Here is a 17,910-nt window from a genome sequence, read left to right on the forward strand (position 1 = left end):
TCTTTTTTTATTACTTCACTTTAATGACGATTTTCCCTTTGGCATGCCCTTCTTCTCCATAATCATGAGCAAGTTTCGTGTCCTCTAAATCAAAGACACGGTCAATCACAGGTTTCAGTTCGCCTTTTTCAACAGCTTCCGCAATTTTTTTCAAGCGCTCCCCCGTCGGTTGCATGAAGACATACTCCGCGCGGGCATTCGCCTGTTCGGCTTCTTCTTCATTCGGTGGTGTGGAGATGGAGACGAGCATCCCATTTTCTTTCAGCATTCGATACAGTTTGCTCTGTCCGTCTCCTCCCATCGTATCGAATACGAAGTCAAGATCGCGGACGGTTTCTGATGGATCTTGTCGTTTATAGTCGATGACCTCGTCGGCCCCAAGTTCGCTGACCCAGTCTACGTTCGGCGTACTGGTTGACGTAACGACATACAATCCGTGTGCTTTCGCAAGCTGGATGGCAACCGTTCCGACACCACCTGAACCAGCACCGATGAAGATTCGGTCACCCGGTTTCGCGTCCATCACTTCGAACATGACTTGCCATGCCGTATGCGCGACGAGCGGAAGTGACGCGGCCTCCTCGAAGCTCAATGAATTGGGTTTCTTGACGACGAGATGGGCATCGACCGCCACATATTCGGCATATGTGCCTTGCCTCGAAATATCCGGACGGCTGAATACTTCATCGCCGACCTCAAGCTCAGTCACATTCGCCCCGACTTCTTTGATGACTCCCGATACATCCCATCCGATGACGAGCGGCATTTCGAAATGAAGCATTTCTTTTAAGTATCCTTCACGCAACTTCCAATCCACCGGGTTGACACTTGCGGCATGAACCTCAATCAATACGTCATCTGCACCGATTGTCGGTTGCTCAAGCTCGCCTACTTTGAATTCGTCTGATCCACCATACTGTTCGATATATGCTGCTTTCATCCTATCGTCCTCCTTTGAGCGAATAACTCACCTTTACTCGGTTCCCATTTTGTTTGTCTCACAAACGAAAAAGCACACCGCCCGTTAGACGATGTGCTTAGATTGACTGATGTGTCATATAGCTATAGACATAGACGTCATGGGCTTGTCCCCACTGACGCATGTAATTATGTAGTCGACCTTCTTGAACGAACCCATTCTTCTCAAGCATGCGCTGCGACGCGAGATTGTCGATATAGACAATGGCACCGACACGTTCAATCTCACATGTCTCGGCATACTGAAGGGCCGCATGGAGGGCTTCGGTCGCATAACCTGAACGCCAATATTCTGGTCTGAGTTCATAACCGATTTCGGCGCGACGGTGTGACGGCGCCCGATTGTGAAAACCGATTGTTCCAATTAACGTTTTTGATTCTCGATGTTCAATCGCAAAACGGATGATGGCTCCCGTCTCAATTTGAGCGAGCATGTGGGTAAGCATCTGCTCCGTCTCTTCAAGTGTTTGATGCGGCTCCATCCCATAATGCTGGAGCACGCGTTCATTTGAAAAAATGGCGAATACGTGTGGACTATCCTCCATTTGAAGGGGGCGCAGTCGAAGACGTTCCGTTTCAATTACCGGGAGCCGATTCATCCTTTACTCACCAGATTATGTTGAAACGCATACACGACCGCTTGTGTTCGGTCATAGACGTCAAGTTTCGTCAAGATGTTCGAGACGTGTGTCTTTACCGTCTTCAGTGAAATGAACAATTCGTCCGCAATGACTTGATTCGACTTTCCTTCTGCCATGAGTTGCAAAATTTCTCGTTCACGTGCAGTCAAGCTCTCATGGAGGGTCATCTCCGGGTGACGTAGACGTTCTAGCATCTTTCCTGTCACTTGGGCAGCCATAACTGGATTGCCGGCAGCCGTCTGACGAATCGCGTCGGCAATTTCATTGGCGTTTGCCGTCTTGAGGACATAGCTCATCGCGCCGGCTTCAATGACCGGGTATACTTTCTCGTCATCCAAGAAACTCGTCACGACTAGAATCTTAGCCTCTTTCCAGCTCGCTTTGATTCGTTTCGTCGATTCAACTCCGTCCACCGGTTCCATGACTAAGTCCATGAGGACGACGTCCGGTTTTTCCGCAATCGCAAGCTCCGCTCCCGTCGCGCCGTCCGATGCCTCACCGACGACTTCAATGTCCGGTTGTGTCGATAAAAAGGCAGACACGCCCGCTCGGACCATTTCATGATCATCAATTAATACAACTCGAATCATCATTACCCCTCCACTTGTTGTTTCACACGTACTTCGATTTGTGTTCCGACATTCGGCACACTGACCAATCGTAACGTCCCACCGACTTCCGCCGTGCGCTCTCTTATCGATTGTAATCCATATGAGGCGACTTGTGTATCGTCCACGTTAAATCCGATTCCGTCATCGTTGATCTTTAAAATAACCGTCTGTTGCACGGTTCGCATCTCAATTTCTAGGCGAGTCGCCTTCGCATGTCGCAATGTGTTACTGATTGCCTCTTGGACGATGCGGAACAGTTCGTTTTCGGTGTGTCGTGATAGCTTCACTTCTTCTAGACGCCAGACGAGTTCAGTCGACTGTTTACGCGACAGTTCTTCTAATAGGCGTTCGATTCCGGTTTTTAACGTCATGCCCTCTAATTCCACCGGTCGTAGTTGTAGGAGTAACGACCGCATCTCTGCCTGTGCCGTTTGAGCCATGAGCTCCACTTGCTCCATTTGTTTACTCGCTAATTCCGGTTTCGTCTGCATCGTCTGTTTGACCGCAGTCGTCATCATCGAGATGGCATAGAGCTGTTGACTCACCGAATCATGAAGTTCTCGTGCGACGCGACGTCTTTCTTCGACGACCGCTTCACTACGCGCCTCTTCGACACTGACTGGACGCTCACCGACTCGCTTCGCCATCTCAATCATCTCTTGACGTTGTTTTGAGACGCGGACGATTCGTTCGAGCGTGTCTCGGTAAGGCGACAACGGTCGGAACGTGATTTCTTTTTGGTTCTCTAGTTTCCAAAGGGCGTTCGCGACCTCTCGGAAGTCTCGACGTAAGTAAAAGTATGATGCGACTCCAAAGATACTGCCAATCAAAACGGCAATCACCAAAATGGACACACCGAAAGGCAACCCTTCTTCACGCGAAAACAAGTCGCTCAGTGAAGTCGAGTCACCTATGAGAAACGCCACTGTAATCAAGAAAGCCGTCAAGAGGCTACTGAACAATTGATGCCAGACGACCGTCCGTGGATAAGAATCTTTTTTCATACCGTCATCACCTCGACACTTCCGCTCATGAGCACGATATGAATCCGAACTTTCCGCGTAGCCTGGACATAATCATCAGACGCCGTATAGAAGCGACGGTTAAAAACCGGTGAATAGTTCGAATCATCGACTTGAACTTTTCCAAATCCAATCGACGCATCGATTGAATAATCGTAACCCGCTGGAATGAGGATGCGGATGTCTCCCGCAAGTCCGTTTAGGAGTAAAAATGTCTCTCCTTCAGGAATGATGGCTTGTGATAAATCCATCTCAACATCACGTAGCAAAAAGAACTCATTCGTATCGCGTAACACATAGTGTCCCGATTCTTTCATACCGAACGAGAAGGCTTGTTCCTGACGAAGCGGTGTCCGAATTTTTGATTCGACCGGTCGATTCTTATAGAGTCGGTACCCGAAAAGCAACAACAGACCCGAGAGCACAAACCCAAACGCGGCTGACGAGAAGATCAAGCCAATCAAGAGAATGCCTCCGATGGCGTAAAAGATATAGCTGGCCGACTGCTTACCTCGACGACTGAAGCGTCTTCCAATATAAAGAAGAAGCAATGGGAGGATCATGCTGAATAAGACGCTATTCCCACCCGTCACGATGTCGATAAAGAGTCCAACTGAAAATAAGATAATCATGAATCCAATGATTTGACGTGTGTTCCAACGTTCCATGTCCATTCCCCCTTTCTGTTCATATGTATGAAGCAAAGAAAGCGATGACCTTGTTCAGGTCATCGCCGAACCGTCACCTCACTCTTGTTTAAAGCGACGCTCCAGTTCTTTTAGTTTTGCTTCAAAATCATCTTCATCTGCTTGCGTGTCTTTCTTCTCTTCAACAGGTTGTTCTTTCTTCTCTTCCTCGGTAAACGGATGAGACCTCGACGTGTTTTGACCGAAGATTTGGTCAAGTGCCCCTTTTAGAAGATCTAAATTTTCACGCATCGCAAATTCATATCGTTTGTTTTGCATTTCATCGAGCTTGAGTTTCATCTCGAGTGCACGACGCTCTAGCGCATCCAATTCACGCTCTCCTTCATCAATCAACCCTTCGAAATAACGATACTGTTCTCCGTAGTGTTTTGACTCAAGAGCTGCACGTTCTGCCAACTTCTCTTCACCAGCCTGCTTCGCCAGTTCTGTCTGTTCATATCGTTTATCTGCCATCTTTTTGGCATCATCACGCTTTTCAGCAAGCTCTGCAAGTAGTGTGCGTTGACGTTCGACGAGACGCTCAACCGATAGCGCTTCCTTCTCCGCTCCACGGATATGACGGTTCAATTCCGCTTCTCCACTCGAACGTGGCATCTCTTTATCTTGATACTTCTTCACTTCTTTTGAAATCTCTTTCGTCAATTCATTCGCTAGTTCACGAAACTGATCAAACGGTGTCTTCATGGTGAATCCTCCTTATGAAATCTTAACGACGATTAACAAATTTTTGCCAAACTTGATCGAACTGTTGGAAGCTGCTACGGCTAGCACGCGTTCCGTCGGCATTTAAAATTTCGACTTCCGGGTCGCGCTTCTCACCTGTATACATCATATACCCTTTAAACAACAACCACGCGACAATGATTCCGACGAGCGCCCAAATGTTTGAGAGCATCGTCCCAATCCCGATGACGGCAAGGATCCCGAAACCAACTTTAGCACCGATGTGTGTCACAGCCTGAAAACGGACTCCAGCCCAAAGCGTCAAGAGCGCTCCTAATCCGAATAAAATCATATTCGGTAAAGAACCGATCAACACGAGCACTAGAGCGATCGCGGCTACGATGAACAACACCTTTTTCACTTGGTGATTCATCTGTCATCCCTCCTTGTTAAGTACACTCTTATCATAATACGTTATTTTGTATAGGTCGACGAGCGGAAGGCTTGTTTCGCCTCGGTCTTTAGACTGAGATGTTACCGTTTCCAATAACTGTGGTACACTGATGCTATCGAACAATGAAAGGATGATGTTTTATGAGCAACATGATGCATGCACGTCACCAAATGTCAGCGAATCGGAGGGCTGTCGTCCTCCATCATTAAAAGGAGGATTCTAATTTGTTTCAACAAACTGAAACGGGACGTGTCACGGCACAGTTCCAACATCTTTATACTGTATCAATCGGAGAAAACGCCTACATGTGCGGGGTTTCCGGAAAATTTCGACATGAGGCGACGAGCGAACGGGATTACCCGGTCATCGGCGATTATGTCACGATTCAAGTTCGCGAGCATGGTCAAGGTACGATTCACCATCTCCTTGAGCGTCGGACCGTTCTATCACGAGCGGCCGCCGGCAACGAGACGCGTGAACAACTGATCTGCGCGAACGTCGACTACGTCTTGATCACGATGGCATGCGGACACGACTTCAACATCCGCCGCCTTGAGCGCTATACGCTAGCTGCGTGGGACACAGGTGCAATCCCCGTCATCGTCCTGACAAAAACGGACCAAGTCGAATCGGTCGACACACTGCTCGAAGACATTGAGCTAAACGCACCTGGAATTCAAGTATTTCCTGTCAGTGCTGTGACGGGAGAAGGTGTGGCTGAACTTCGTCACGCGTTACCGAGCGAAAGTACGATCGCCTTCGTCGGTTCGTCTGGCGTCGGAAAATCTACGCTGACGAACGCCCTAGCCCACGAGACACTTGCCGTCACGCAAGCCGTCCGGGCGCAGGACGAGCGCGGCAAACATACGACGACACACCGCGAACTGTTCCGAATCGATGACTTATACGTCATCGACACACCAGGGATGCGAGAATTCGGACTATGGGAAGGAAGCGAGCATCTCGATGAGACGTTCCGTGATATCGAAGCGCTTGCCGAGACATGCCGCTTCCGCGACTGCTCTCATCATAAAGAACCGGGTTGCGCCGTCCAAGAGGCGCTAACGAACGGTACGTTAGATGCGAAACGCTATGCGAGCTACGTCAAACTAGAACGGGAACTTCTCTATATGGAGAAGAAACAGGCAGAGCACGCCCGCGTCTTAGAAAAGAAGAAAAAGCGAGTATAACGTAAAACAAGCGCAGACCACATCGGTCTGCGCTTGTTTTATACAGTTCCCTGCAAGATCCCTTCTGCCCACTCGACTTCATCAGACGTCGGGGGTTTCGTGCCTTTGAGCGGATAATCGAGTCCGAGCGCCTCCCATTTGTAGACGCCCATCTCATGGTAAGGCAGAATCTCGACTTTCTCGACATGGTCTAACTTTTGAATGAACGCGGCGGTACGACGAAGCGCCCCTTCTTCAAGCGTCCATCCAGGTACGAGGACGTGGCGAATCCACATTTTCGTTCCGCGCTCGGAAAGGTGTTCGGCAAGCGCGAGCGTGTTGGCATTGCTACGTCCCGTCAATTTTTTACACATGTCGTCGTCGATATGCTTGATATCGAGTAAGACGAGATCGGTGTGATCTAAAATCGCATCCAAGTTAGGAGGACGGAGCGCACCGGACGTATCGAGTGTCGTATGGAGCCCATGCTTTTTCGCTTCACGCAGCAGTGCCTCTAAAAATTCAGGTTGCGCGAGTGGGTCACCACCTGAGATGGTGATGCCGCCGTTCGATGCCTCCATGAACGGTCGGTAACTGAGCGCCTCTTGAATGACGTCTTCAGCCGAGCGGTGGTTATTCTTTTTGAAATCCCACGTGTCCGCGTTATGGCAATAGAGGCAACGTAACGCACAACCTTGTAAAAAGACGATGAAGCGAATCCCTGGGCCGTCAACTGTTCCGAATGATTCGACCGAATGTACATATCCCATTGTCATCGAAATGACCTCCTAACGAATGAGCGGCCCTCCGTGGAAGGCCGCTAAGCCTTTACTTACAACGAACCGTGGAACGTACGGTTGATGACGTCGATCTGTTGCTCACGCGTCAACTTGATGAAGTTGACCGCATATCCAGATACGCGGATCGTGAGTTGCGGATATTCTTCTGGATGTTCCATTGCGTCGAGAAGCGTCTCGCGATTGAAGACGTTGACGTTCAAATGATGTCCTTTGTGCTCTCCACTCATATACCCATCGAGAAGTGCCGCCAAGTTGAGTTCACGTGCGATTTCTTCTTTTCCGAGTGCTTTCGGTACGATTGAGAACGTATACGAGATCCCGTCTTGTGCGTGTTCAAACGGAAGTTTCGCAACAGATGAGAGCGATGCAGCCGCACCTTTCGTATCCCGTCCATGCATCGGGTTGGCACCTGGAGCGAATGGTTCACCAGCACGGCGACCGTCTGGCGTATTCCCTGTTTTCTTACCGTAGACGACGTTCGATGTGATGGTGAGGACCGATTGCGTATGAAGCGCGTCACGGTATGTTTTATGTTTTCGTACTTTTTCCATGAACGATTCGACGAGTTCCACGGCAATCGCGTCGACACGGTCGTCATTGTTACCGAATTTCGGGAAGTCGCCTTCCGTTTCGAAGTCGACGATGATTCCTTCTTCGTTACGAACGGGTTTGACGCTTGCATATTTGATTGCTGAAAGACTATCTGCCGTTACAGAGAGACCCGCAATCCCACAAGCCATCGTCCGTAAGATTTCTGGATCGTGAAGCGCCATTTCGATGCGTTCGTACGCATATTTATCATGCATGAAGTGAATGACGTTGAGCGTATTGACGTATAGCTCTGCCAACCAATCGAGTGTACGGTCAAAGTCGGCATATACTTTATCGTACGTGAGCACATCTTCTGTATTCATTTCCCAAGACGGAGCGATTTGAGCGCCACTCTTCTCATCTCGTCCACCGTTCATGCTATAAAGAAGGGCCTTCGCCATGTTGGCGCGCGCACCAAAGAACTGCATCTGTTTCCCGATCTTCATCGGTGACACACAACATGCGATCCCGTAGTCGTCACCGAATTGCGGCATCATCAAGTCATCGTTCTCATATTGAATCGCTGAAGTTTCAATCGACATTTTCGCACAGTATTGTTTGAAGTCTTCTGGAAGCTTCGTCGACCAGAGAACCGTCAAGTTCGGCTCTGGAGCAGGACCGAGGTTCGTGAGTGAATGCAAGAATCGGAACGAGCTCTTCGTGACGTTCGAGCGACCATCTTCACTCATCCCACCGATTGACTCCGTTACCCAAGTCGGGTCACCTGAGAACAATTCGTTATAGTCCGGTGTCCGTAAGAATTTGACGATTCGAAGCTTCATAATGAAGTGATCGACGATTTCCTGAACGTCTGACTCTGTTAAACGACCAGCTTCAAGGTCACGTTCAGCGTACACATCAAGGAATGTTGAGACGCGTCCAAGTGACATCGCAGCACCGTTTTGTTCTTTAATCGCAGCAAGGTATGCCAAGTACACCCATTGATACGCTTCTTGCGTGTTTTCCGCAGGACGACCGAGGTCAAATCCATAAGCGTCCCCGAGTTGTTTAAGTTCTTGAAGGGCACGAAGTTGTTCATTCAGTTCTTCGCGATCGCGAATATCCGACTCGGATAAGAACCCACCGCGTTTCGCCAAATCTTTTTTGCGTTCTGCCATCAAGAAGTCAATTCCGTAGAGGGCGACGCGACGATAGTCACCGATGATGCGTCCACGACCGTAAGCATCGGGAAGACCTGTGATGATTCCTGATTTACGAGCTGCCCGCATTTCCGGCGTATAGGCATCAAAGACACCTTGGTTATGTGTTTTACGAATCTCTGAGTAAATTTTTGTAATTTCTTCATCTGGTTCGAAACCATATGATTCGAGTGCGGCATCGACCATGCGAATACCGCCATTCGGGTGAATCGAACGTTTGAACGGCTCATCCGTCTGAACGCCAACGACTTTTTCTAACTCTTTGTTTAAGTAACCTGGTCCATGCGACACGATTGTCGACGGTGTGTGTTGATCGACGTCCCAAACGCCGCCGCGCTCACGCTCTTCTTTTGTCAGTTCCATCACACGGTTCCAAAGAACGTTTGTCGCTTCTGTCGGACCTGCCAAGAACGTATCGTTCCCTGTGTATTCATGACGGTTCAAACGGATAAACTCACTGACATTTACTTCATTCGTCCACTGACCAGGCACAAAACCTGACCATGCGGATTTGATTTCAGTTGCCATGTTGATTCACTCCTCATTCTCGAAAGTAACTGCGTGTTATCTATACTGTGAGTGTACGTGAAAACGTGAACAATATGTTTTACATTCTTGTGAAACTTGTAACAATCTTATGAACGTGATGAAACAGCCGTTTTTGAAAGCGTTTCACAAACTGTTACATCTACTAGTTTATCTATTTTGAAACAGCTGATTCCCATTTGAATAGGGTTAAACGATCATCTGTACTAATTTGATTGTTCTGTGACGAACTATACAGTTTTTAGGGTGATAAATCTCACATCATTCGGTTAGAACTTGAATTTTTGTGTCGTATCAGACACAATGAAGGCAGAACATTGCATAAGAGGAAGGGGTTCTACTCATGACGTATGAACCATTAACAACAAGCCACGCCTTTCAAGTCGGCGATCGCATCTCACTGAAAGTTGACGAAGCTGGTGAAAAGCGTGACGGATTTATCACAGAATTTGAAGACGGAGGGTTTTGGATTCGCTTTGACGATGACATCGAGAATGAAGATTTTATCGATTACCGCGACCAGTTACTTGCCGTACTTTTGTCGCGTCCAATCCATGTCATCACGGTACATCCGGAACTGAAACCGTTCGAGCAAATGACGTCCGAGTTACAGTATCGCGTCTACCAAGGATTCACGATTGAGAAAGTTGAATTGACAGCAGAAGGTGCAGACGCCCACATCAAACTCATCGAAGACGGTCAGACGTTCACACAGACGTTACGTTCTTCAATGGAAGATGGTCAGGAGCATGTTCGCTATATTTGATGAGGGAGCGCTTTCGCTTCCTTTGTTTTTGCCTAAAGATAAGGAGACCTATTATGAATTTTACAAAACCTTTTATTAACGAAACGTGGGAACGGATGGGCTTTAACGAGCCGATGCCGGTCCAAAAAGAAGCGTTCCCCCTACTATTAGATGGAAAAGATGTGACAATCGAAGCACCGACCGGGACGGGTAAAACGCTCGCCTACCTGCTTCCAGCGATTGAAAAGATTGACCCATCGAACGAACGGATCCAAGTCGTCATCGTCGCCCCGACTCGTGAACTTGTCATGCAGATTCAACAAGTCGCACAGCGCTTCACTGAAAAAGGTGATGTCCGTATCGGTTCATTCATCGGTGGCGTCGAATTGAAACGCCAAATCGACCGAATCAAGAAAAAGCCTCATTTGATTGTCGGGACACCGGGACGTCTCGTTGAATTGATCGACAAGAAAAAACTGAAACTCCATGAGACGCATACCGTCATTTTAGACGAAGCCGATCAAATCATCGACAGCGGTTTGACAGAGGCAGCGGAACGTATCATCAAGCATACTTCGCACGAACGTCAGCTTGCGCTCGTCTCGGCAACACTCACCGATTCACTTAAAGAATGGTCGGCACCATTCATGGACGAACCAGCACACATCAAAATCGAGCGTGCTGTCAGCGATCAAGTGACATACGGCTATATGTTGACGACGCGTCGGTACAAACCAGAACTCTTACGCCGTCTTTCGCACGTCGATGGCGTGAAAGCACTCGCGTTCATCAATAACCGCTCGTTCTTACCACCACTTCGTGGAGAGCTTCAGAAGTTGAAAGTGAACTATCGCATGCTTGACAGCTTGAAAGGAAAACGCGAACGCGTCGAGACACTCCGTGAATTCCGTAAAGGCGAATACCCGCTCCTCATCACGACAGGTCTCGCGGCGCGCGGTCTCGATATCGAAGATGTGACACATGTCGTCCATTTCGACTTACCGGAATCCATCGATGACTTCATCCACCGTTCAGGCCGTACGGCTCGCGGTAATGCAGGCGGAACGGTCCTCTCCCTCGTGACGACAGACGATTTGCCACACTTGAAATCATTCGCACGTCAACTCGGTGTCGAGTTGAAAGAACTCGAGATTTATCGTGGCGATGTGATTGAGAAACGAATCGAGGAGAAGCCTCCTGTCGTCAAACGTCCTGCGAACAAGCGAGGACCGCGCCGATGAAAAAAGACCGGAAAGTAATTCCCTTCCCTTTGCTCGTCGAAGAGTCCGAATTGCTTGCCGAACTGAAAAAGTTGTATGAGCAAGCGGCTCTCGCGCGAAGCACGCAATGGACAAATTATATTCAAGAGATTGCATCGGAAGGGACATGGCATTTAAAAGATGCCGAGCTCTTCCGCGACCTCTTCATCGATTGGGCCGTCTTCTTTGAGACGGACGAGGAGGGGATGACGCCACATGGTCGCTACTTGGCCGACCATAAAAGCGATATGTCACCTGCCCTCTATCACGCACTTCGTGGACTTGCCGTTCCGCGTTGCAGCATCTTTGAAGTGACGGAAGACGGTCAGTTGAAAGACTGGGAGTCGAAAGAGACGTACGCTGTCCAGTTACCGGAAGAACGTGAGACTGGTGACCTCGTCCTCGGGAAGTTACTCGATATCCGAGGCAGTTGGCGCTTCGGTTCGGCGTTCCTCGCCTTACCTGCGAAAATGTCTGGAAACGTGGCCGACCTATATATCGACTTTACGGATGAAGTCGGTCCCGGTGCCTTTTTGGAGCAATTCCCGGAGTTCTGCGCGGAACTGATTGACTTGTTGCTTGATTTAGAAGAAGGCGTCATCATACCAAAACCATCAAAATAAGCAAAGGGCCGCGGCCCTTTGCTTATTTTTGTCTAACGTATACGTCAACCTGATCAAGCATCGCTTGCGCTTCCTCGTTTTCAGGTGTAACCGCCGCACTAGAGATTTGTTTTCCATCCTCATAAACGTCGATGATGACACCGTCTTTCGCTTGGCGCGTTTGGTACAGGCGACCGTTTGAATAGAAGGCGTGATCTACTGAGTCGAGAACTTTCCGAGTCATCTGCTTCCCGGTACCTAAATCAATGACAGTTTCTTCGCCATCCGCATTTAGTGTGAATAGTGTATTTTCGAAGACTGAATAGTCCCAAAAGTCTTGGTCTCCTGCCAACTGGACAACTTGTCCTGTTTCCGTATCGTAAGCGAATTGGCCCGGCATCGTAATTCCACTATAGTACGTCTCTTCCCCTTCTCTAATTGTCTCATAGGCACTGACGCCGACTGGGACATAGCGTGTTTCGAACTTGGACGGGGATCCACTTGTTTCATAAAAACGACTTGTTCCACTTACGTGCGTGATAAATCCATTTTCCATCTTTATTTCTTTGACAGTGACGTCATCCATCGTTTGATTGAATGTCGCAAGCATTGTCGTTTCATTGCCATCAAAGCCTTCCCGATAAATCAAATTGAGTTGACCATCGGACATGAACAAACCTGCCCACACACCTGTCAAGATCTCGTAGATTTGACGATCCTTTGCATCGAACTCATAAGTGGTTATCTCTTTTCCGTCTAACTGGTTAAAGATTATGAGCTCTTCATTTCTATTTTGGCCAATTCCTATGAATCCATTTTCCGTTTGAATTGATTGTGCAAACGTCAATCCGTTCATTTGTCGGTGCATCAAGCGTTCGTTCCCATTCAAACTTTCTCGATAACGAATTCCTTCAGCGATATAATTTAAATCCGAAGTGACACGACTCTCATCAGAAGTGACTTCAAACCTTTGAGCGACATCGTCATCTGTGTTATAACCAAATTCAACGACCGTGTCTTTCCAAACAGATGGATTCGAACTGATGTTTAACGCCCATTCCGCTTTCGGCTCCATCGCATCGACGGCAAACGTCCCAAGCCCAATCAGGATGACAGCACCGAGCGCGGCCACATTCCACATTCGTTTCATCTTCTCACCTCACACATTCAATTTCGTCTGTAAAAATCTTCGACCTAGCCAAATCGTCACACTTGCCCAGACGACCAATACCACACCGACGTAAATGATTGTCTCATCATAAATCAGTCGATTCGACAGGAACGCGTAGCCTAAAATCGGAATGGTCAAGATGACAACTAGAATCGATAAGCTAAGTACCGGTGACCACATCGTCCGTTGCCAAAAACTCCGTTCAATCAACACAAATGTGAAAACGAATAGGACGACGATGACAATAAATAATTGGTGGATGACAAAGTTGATAGCTGAAGTAGGATACATCATGCCCAATATTCCATTGAAAGATAGAGCTCGTTCAAATGATCCATTCATCGGTATCATCTTTTCATCAAACCAACTCGTGAACGTTATGTATTGTAACTTAAGAGCAATCCATTCAATGGAAAATAGCCCCAACGTTATCATTAAAATTGTAGCGAGTTTGGCGAAAAACAACGTCATGCGCTTTTGTGGCATCGTCAGGAGTCGGAGCATGAACGTCCCTCGTCCTTGAAAATCGCGATACCAAATCCAGGCGCTGTATAATAACATCGCCGCGACTGCAATGCCGAGCGACAAGAGATAAGGCGTACCTCCAAGGTAGTCTGCAAATGACAATTGATAGTCCGCGTTTCCTGTACGTCTCAACTGTTCATAAAAGTTCGTCTCATCCCATAAAAAGTAACCGAGATACCCAAACTGGACGACGAGGAGGCCAGTAACTAACATCAAAAACGGTTTTGTGACACGCTCGATTTCCCAACTCAAAAGTTTCAATAGATTCATGCCCCGTACTCCTCTCTCATCACATCGACGATGGACTTCCCATGAATGAATCGGACATCTTCGACATCAAACTCACGGACGATTCTTCCGTTATTCAACATGACGGCCTTGTCGATCAAGTACTCGATATCTTCAATCTCGTGTGTCGTAATGAGCACGCCACGATTCTCCATGACCTCGCTCGAAAATAGTTCGACAATCTGTTCTTTTGAGAAGACATCGATTCCTGAGAACGGTTCATCAAGCAATAAATAATCCGGGTCTTGCGCAATCCCGAGTGCGAGGTTCGCTTTCGCGAGCGTCCCTTTCGATAACTCGCTCAACTTATCTTCCGGAAACAACTTGAAATCATCGACGAGACGGGCAAATAATGCCGAATCAAATGTCGGATAAAAATCTTTCATGAACGCCTCACATTGTTCGATTGTAAAGTGAATCGGGAACATCGCATGGTCGGCGACGAAGGCGACACGATTCAAATCAATCGGTTTCCCATCGATCAATACCGAACCTTTGTCGAAAGGTGTCAATCCCATGATGCCTTTCAACAACGTCGACTTCCCCGTACCGTTCAAGCCGATGAGACACGTGATTTCCCCTTTATTCGCTGTGAACGACACGTCTTCAATGACTTGTTTCCGCCGATAACGTTTTTTAACTCCCAACACTTCGATCATCGTACATACCCTCCTTATACTGTCGTTTGATTTTTTCAACAAGTTCGTCTACCGAGACATCAAGTTCTTGAATCGATTCTACAAATACGGCGACCGCGTCATCTACGATTTCAGAGCGGATTTGTGCCAATACCGTTCGATCTGTCGTCACGCGACTCGGTCGATTTCGTTCGGTCGTAATCAATTGTTGGTCCTCCATTTCCTTGAACGCTTTTTGAACCGTGTTCGGATTAATTTTTAAATCGTTCGCAAGCTCACGCCGAGATGGCATCTCATCCCCGGCTTTCAGTTCACCGAGCGCCATCTTCTTTTTGAAGTAATCGACGACCTGTAGGTAAACCGGTGCCCTCGTATTGAATTGCATGTTCATCACCTTTCTAAGTGTATGACATGGTTAATACACTTTCTAACTGTATTATTAGCGTAATACACTTTAACGTCAATCATTTTTTCAAATTTTCTCCAAAATAAAAACACCTGACGCATGCGTCAGATGTTGAAACGTTCAGTCAGAGCACGATATCTGCTTCTCTTTTCGGGTCGACGAGTTGAAGATAAAGATCTTCCCCTGCCCAGTAGCGCCGCTTGTATTTCGCAAGCCTTTCCTCCGGGTTGCCGAGATATGTATCTCGATTCAATACCCGTTCATACCGAACCTCGCGGGGACAGTCGAGATAAATCACGTAATCGTAATATGGTCTCCATTCCGGTCGTTGTAGAAAAATCCCTTCGACGACAATGGTATAAGCAGATGACACATCGATCACTTCTTCAACAATGACATCTCGTTCATACACGTAACGAGGTAACGTCAATTCCGTTATCCCATTCCTCAATGGACGAAACAGTTCACGCTCAAGTCGCGACACGTCCCATTGGAGTGCGTAATATTCGGTCGGTTCAGGCTGTCCGGTCTCATAGCGTCTGTCTCGTTCGACAATATAGTCATCAATGTGAAGAACAAGTATAGTCGACTCTTCACTCAAACGTGAGACGAGCGTTGTCTTGCCCGCTCCACTCAATCCATCAATCGCCACGACAAACGGGCGATTCCCCGCGTGCGTCGCTCGTGCAGAACGAATCACATCCAATACGTTCATATCGTTCCTCCCCACACAAAAAGTCAGCTCACGAATGAGCTGACTTTAGTTTACCAGAGTACCCAACCACGCGCTCCAGGAGGCGCACTTTCAATCAAGTGCCAAATTGGAACCGTGTATGCAAATGCGATCAAGACGAACGTTACCGTAATCCACAATTTCCAGTTTTCGAAATAGCGCGGTGTATCCATCGCCGCCTCTTCTGTCTCAGCGAGCGGGAATTCCTCTTCGCCTTTTGGAGCGAGGAATGACAAGTTGAACATCGAGTAGACGAAAATCAGAACGGAGATGAATAAAATCGTTCCTCCAATCGCCATCATGACGTGGTACGGAATCCATTCACGCGTCAATGCATCCGAGAAGTAAGTTGCTGGACCCGTACGACGTGGATTACCATTCAATCCTGAAATGTGCATCGCATATGACATGATGGCCATACCGAACGCCCACGTCCCTGCTTGAATCAATCCAAGCTTGTTCATCGCTTTTGTCAACGTGCGACCACGAAGTACTGGTACGAGCCAGTATGCCGTTCCGAAGAACGTCAAGGCGACAGCCGTTCCGACTGTGATATGGAAGTGACCTGTGACCCAAAGCGTATTGTGAACCATCGCGTTCAATTGGTGAGACGCGTTGATGATCCCACCTGCACCGGCAGGAATGAAGAATAGCATCCCGATGAATGGTGCGAGGAAACGAACATCACCATACGGCATTTTCTTCACCCAACCGAACAATCCTTTCGCGCCGAGCGCACGTCCACGAAGTTCGAACGTCGCAAAGAGCGAGAATGCTGTCATGAACGATGGGATGACGACCAAGAACGTCAAGATAACTTGAACGAACTTCCAGAACGGTTCAATCCCCGGTTCTGTCAACTGATGGTGGAAGCCGACCGGGAATGAGAAGAGCAAGAACAACAAGAACGCCATCCGTGCCAACGCATCCGAGAAGATCTTCCCACCGATGACTTTCGGCACGACTGTGTACCATACAATATATGCCGGCATGAGCCAGAAATAAACGAGCGGGTGACCGAAGTACCAGAACAATGTACGAGATAACTCGATTCCGACTGTATCTGTCCATCCTAACGAGAGCGGAAGGAGTTGGAACAGAATCGTTGCTGCGACACCGAGTGTCGCAATGTCCCATAGAAGCATCGTCATAATACTCATATAAGCCGGGAGCGGCGGATGAACGCCTGGGTTGTCGCGTTTGTAGTCCGCATACATACGGAACATCGCGAATGACGACAACCATGTTCCGACTACGAACAGGACGAGTCCGACATAGAAGAGCGGATCTGCCATGAGCGGTGCATAGAACGTATACAATACTGTCCCTTTGTTAGCCAAGATCATGACCGTTACCATGACGGCACCGATAATCATCGTCCAAAAACCGAGCCAAGCGACACGTGTCGGGAATGATTCAAAGCGACCGAACGACTTTGCCAATAACGCATATAAAAGACCGATGATGAACATCGTCGTGAAGACGATCCCGAGCATGATACCGTGAGCCGTTAGCAATTGATAGTATCCAAAGATTTCAGGAATGACACCCGTCCGAATCAACGTCTGTGTCAATCCGGCTAGCGCTCCAATCAAGATGGCGAGCACCGATACGAGAACGTGTCCGTAGGCAAGACGCGCCTCTTTCGCTCCGATACTTGGAACAGGAACCCCTCGCTCCATCTCCCATTGTTTCAGTTTAGATGATACGTCGTTCATTTACTCCACCACCTTGATTTTAGTCGACATCATGTGATGCCCTGTCCCACAATATTCGTTACAAAGAATCAAAAATTCGCCAGCTTCCTCGAACGTGTACGTCAATGAGTTGATATGTCCAGGCACGACCATCATGTTGACCGGAGTACCTGTCAACTGGAATCCGTGTACGACATCAGGTGACGTCACAAGGAATGTTACTTTTGCGCCTTTTGGAATTTCAACATTCCCTGGTGTGAACGTAAACGCTTGTGCGATCATGACGAGTTCGTATTCATTCTCACCAATTTGATGAAGTCCTGGTTTGTCGAATGGAGCCGTCTGATTTACTTTGGCCGGGTCAATCAAATCCGCATCCGATGCTGGCTGGTTCCCTGCCGCGAATGCCGATACCCCGAGAACAGTCAAGAAGACCGCGAGTAGGATAATACCAAATGTAAGCCAATACTTTTCTAGTTTATGAATATGCACGATGAGACCCTC

20 protein-coding genes are annotated in these 17,910 nt (G+C 48.1%); 4 read left to right on the top strand and 16 right to left on the bottom strand.

All coding sequences use genetic code 11. The features are described from left to right. Positions 1-10: 10 nt before the first annotated feature. From PJK55_RS12590 to PJK55_RS12620, 7 genes are all read right to left on the bottom strand, one after another. Positions 11-940 carry an NADP-dependent oxidoreductase gene (locus tag PJK55_RS12590; RefSeq protein WP_271306021.1) on the bottom strand — a complete coding sequence of 310 codons (930 nt, stop codon included), beginning with the start codon at positions 938-940 and terminating at the stop codon, positions 11-13. Positions 941-1,037: 97 nt separating this feature from the next. After that, positions 1,038-1,577, bottom strand: coding sequence for a GNAT family N-acetyltransferase (locus PJK55_RS12595; RefSeq protein ID WP_271306022.1), 540 nt, complete (start codon positions 1,575-1,577; stop codon positions 1,038-1,040). After that, the gene (locus PJK55_RS12600) at positions 1,574-2,209 is read right to left on the bottom strand and encodes a response regulator (RefSeq protein ID WP_015880838.1); all 636 of its coding nucleotides are present in this window, start codon (positions 2,207-2,209) and stop codon (positions 1,574-1,576) included. The genes PJK55_RS12595 and PJK55_RS12600 overlap by 4 nt, the downstream gene beginning before the upstream one ends. A 2-nt stretch (positions 2,210-2,211) precedes the next feature. Then, positions 2,212-3,234: a sensor histidine kinase gene (locus tag PJK55_RS12605; protein WP_074033063.1), complete on the bottom strand. Its 1,023-nt coding sequence runs from the start codon at positions 3,232-3,234 to the stop codon at positions 2,212-2,214. After that, complete coding sequence (gene liaF / locus PJK55_RS12610) at positions 3,231-3,920, bottom strand: cell wall-active antibiotics response protein LiaF (protein ID WP_015880836.1); 690 nt, start codon at positions 3,918-3,920, stop codon at positions 3,231-3,233. Before liaF ends, PJK55_RS12605 begins: the two co-directional genes overlap by 4 nt. Positions 3,921-3,998: 78 nt before the next feature. Continuing rightward, positions 3,999-4,643 carry a PspA/IM30 family protein gene (locus PJK55_RS12615; RefSeq protein WP_271306023.1) on the bottom strand — a complete coding sequence of 215 codons (645 nt, stop codon included), beginning with the start codon at positions 4,641-4,643 and terminating at the stop codon, positions 3,999-4,001. A 22-nt stretch (positions 4,644-4,665) separates the two neighbouring features. Then, positions 4,666-5,055 (bottom strand): lmo0954 family membrane protein, encoded by a 390-nt coding sequence (locus tag PJK55_RS12620; protein ID WP_214696396.1) that lies wholly within the window; start codon positions 5,053-5,055, stop codon positions 4,666-4,668. A gap of 245 nt (positions 5,056-5,300) precedes the next feature. Here PJK55_RS12620 and rsgA point away from each other — a divergent pair, with 245 nt between their 5' ends. Continuing rightward, complete coding sequence (gene rsgA, locus PJK55_RS12625) at positions 5,301-6,266, top strand: ribosome small subunit-dependent GTPase A (RefSeq protein ID WP_271306024.1); 966 nt, start codon at positions 5,301-5,303, stop codon at positions 6,264-6,266. Positions 6,267-6,304: 38 nt separating this feature from the next. Here the strand turns inward: rsgA and pflA are convergent, their stop codons facing one another. Together pflA and pflB are read right to left on the bottom strand one after the other, a co-directional pair. After that, on the bottom strand, positions 6,305-7,021 hold the full coding sequence (pflA, locus tag PJK55_RS12630; protein WP_026826768.1) for a pyruvate formate-lyase-activating protein: 717 nt from the start codon (positions 7,019-7,021) through the stop codon (positions 6,305-6,307). Between the two features lie 56 nt (positions 7,022-7,077). Beyond that, complete coding sequence (gene pflB / locus PJK55_RS12635; protein WP_271306025.1) at positions 7,078-9,324, bottom strand: formate C-acetyltransferase; 2,247 nt, start codon at positions 9,322-9,324, stop codon at positions 7,078-7,080. Positions 9,325-9,685: 361 nt separating this feature from the next. Here pflB and PJK55_RS12640 point away from each other — a divergent pair, with 361 nt between their 5' ends. Genes PJK55_RS12640 through PJK55_RS12650 form a run of 3 tightly spaced genes read left to right on the top strand, consistent with a single transcriptional unit; the run spans position 9,686 to position 11,969 of the window. Beyond that, a complete protein-coding gene (locus PJK55_RS12640) occupies positions 9,686-10,108 on the top strand; it encodes a hypothetical protein (protein WP_214790589.1) in 423 nt (140 codons plus the stop codon). 53 nt (positions 10,109-10,161) lie between these two features. Then, entirely contained in the window at positions 10,162-11,328 is a 1,167-nt protein-coding gene (locus PJK55_RS12645) for a DEAD/DEAH box helicase (RefSeq protein WP_214790591.1), read from the top strand. After that, on the top strand, positions 11,325-11,969 hold the full coding sequence (locus PJK55_RS12650) for a hypothetical protein (RefSeq protein ID WP_271306026.1): 645 nt from the start codon (positions 11,325-11,327) through the stop codon (positions 11,967-11,969). Before PJK55_RS12645 ends, PJK55_RS12650 begins: the two co-directional genes overlap by 4 nt. 22 nt (positions 11,970-11,991) lie before the next feature. Here PJK55_RS12650 and PJK55_RS12655 read toward each other — a convergent pair whose 3' ends face one another. The 7 genes from PJK55_RS12655 to PJK55_RS12685 all read right to left on the bottom strand — a co-directional run bounded on the left by PJK55_RS12655 (position 11,992) and on the right by PJK55_RS12685 (position 17,898). After that, positions 11,992-13,098: a hypothetical protein gene (locus PJK55_RS12655; RefSeq protein ID WP_271306027.1), complete on the bottom strand. Its 1,107-nt coding sequence runs from the start codon at positions 13,096-13,098 to the stop codon at positions 11,992-11,994. Between the two features lie 9 nt (positions 13,099-13,107). After that, positions 13,108-13,914, bottom strand: coding sequence for a hypothetical protein (locus PJK55_RS12660; RefSeq protein ID WP_271306028.1), 807 nt, complete (start codon positions 13,912-13,914; stop codon positions 13,108-13,110). Further along, the gene (locus PJK55_RS12665) at positions 13,911-14,591 is read right to left on the bottom strand and encodes an ABC transporter ATP-binding protein (RefSeq protein WP_214747250.1); all 681 of its coding nucleotides are present in this window, start codon (positions 14,589-14,591) and stop codon (positions 13,911-13,913) included. The genes PJK55_RS12660 and PJK55_RS12665 overlap by 4 nt, the downstream gene beginning before the upstream one ends. Then, entirely contained in the window at positions 14,569-14,961 is a 393-nt protein-coding gene (locus PJK55_RS12670; protein WP_214747253.1) for a GntR family transcriptional regulator, read from the bottom strand. The genes PJK55_RS12665 and PJK55_RS12670 overlap by 23 nt, the downstream gene beginning before the upstream one ends. A gap of 139 nt (positions 14,962-15,100) precedes the next feature. After that, complete coding sequence (locus PJK55_RS12675; protein ID WP_271306029.1) at positions 15,101-15,691, bottom strand: kinase; 591 nt, start codon at positions 15,689-15,691, stop codon at positions 15,101-15,103. Between the two features lie 50 nt (positions 15,692-15,741). Further along, positions 15,742-17,427, bottom strand: coding sequence for a b(o/a)3-type cytochrome-c oxidase subunit 1 (locus PJK55_RS12680; protein WP_271306030.1), 1,686 nt, complete (start codon positions 17,425-17,427; stop codon positions 15,742-15,744). Then, positions 17,428-17,898, bottom strand: coding sequence for a cytochrome c oxidase subunit II (locus PJK55_RS12685; protein WP_074033048.1), 471 nt, complete (start codon positions 17,896-17,898; stop codon positions 17,428-17,430). Positions 17,899-17,910 lie beyond the last annotated feature (12 nt).

It is taken from the genome of Exiguobacterium sp. MMG028, from assembly GCF_027947425.1.
Taxonomy (GTDB): Bacteria; Bacillota; Bacilli; order Exiguobacteriales; family Exiguobacteriaceae; genus Exiguobacterium; species Exiguobacterium aestuarii_A.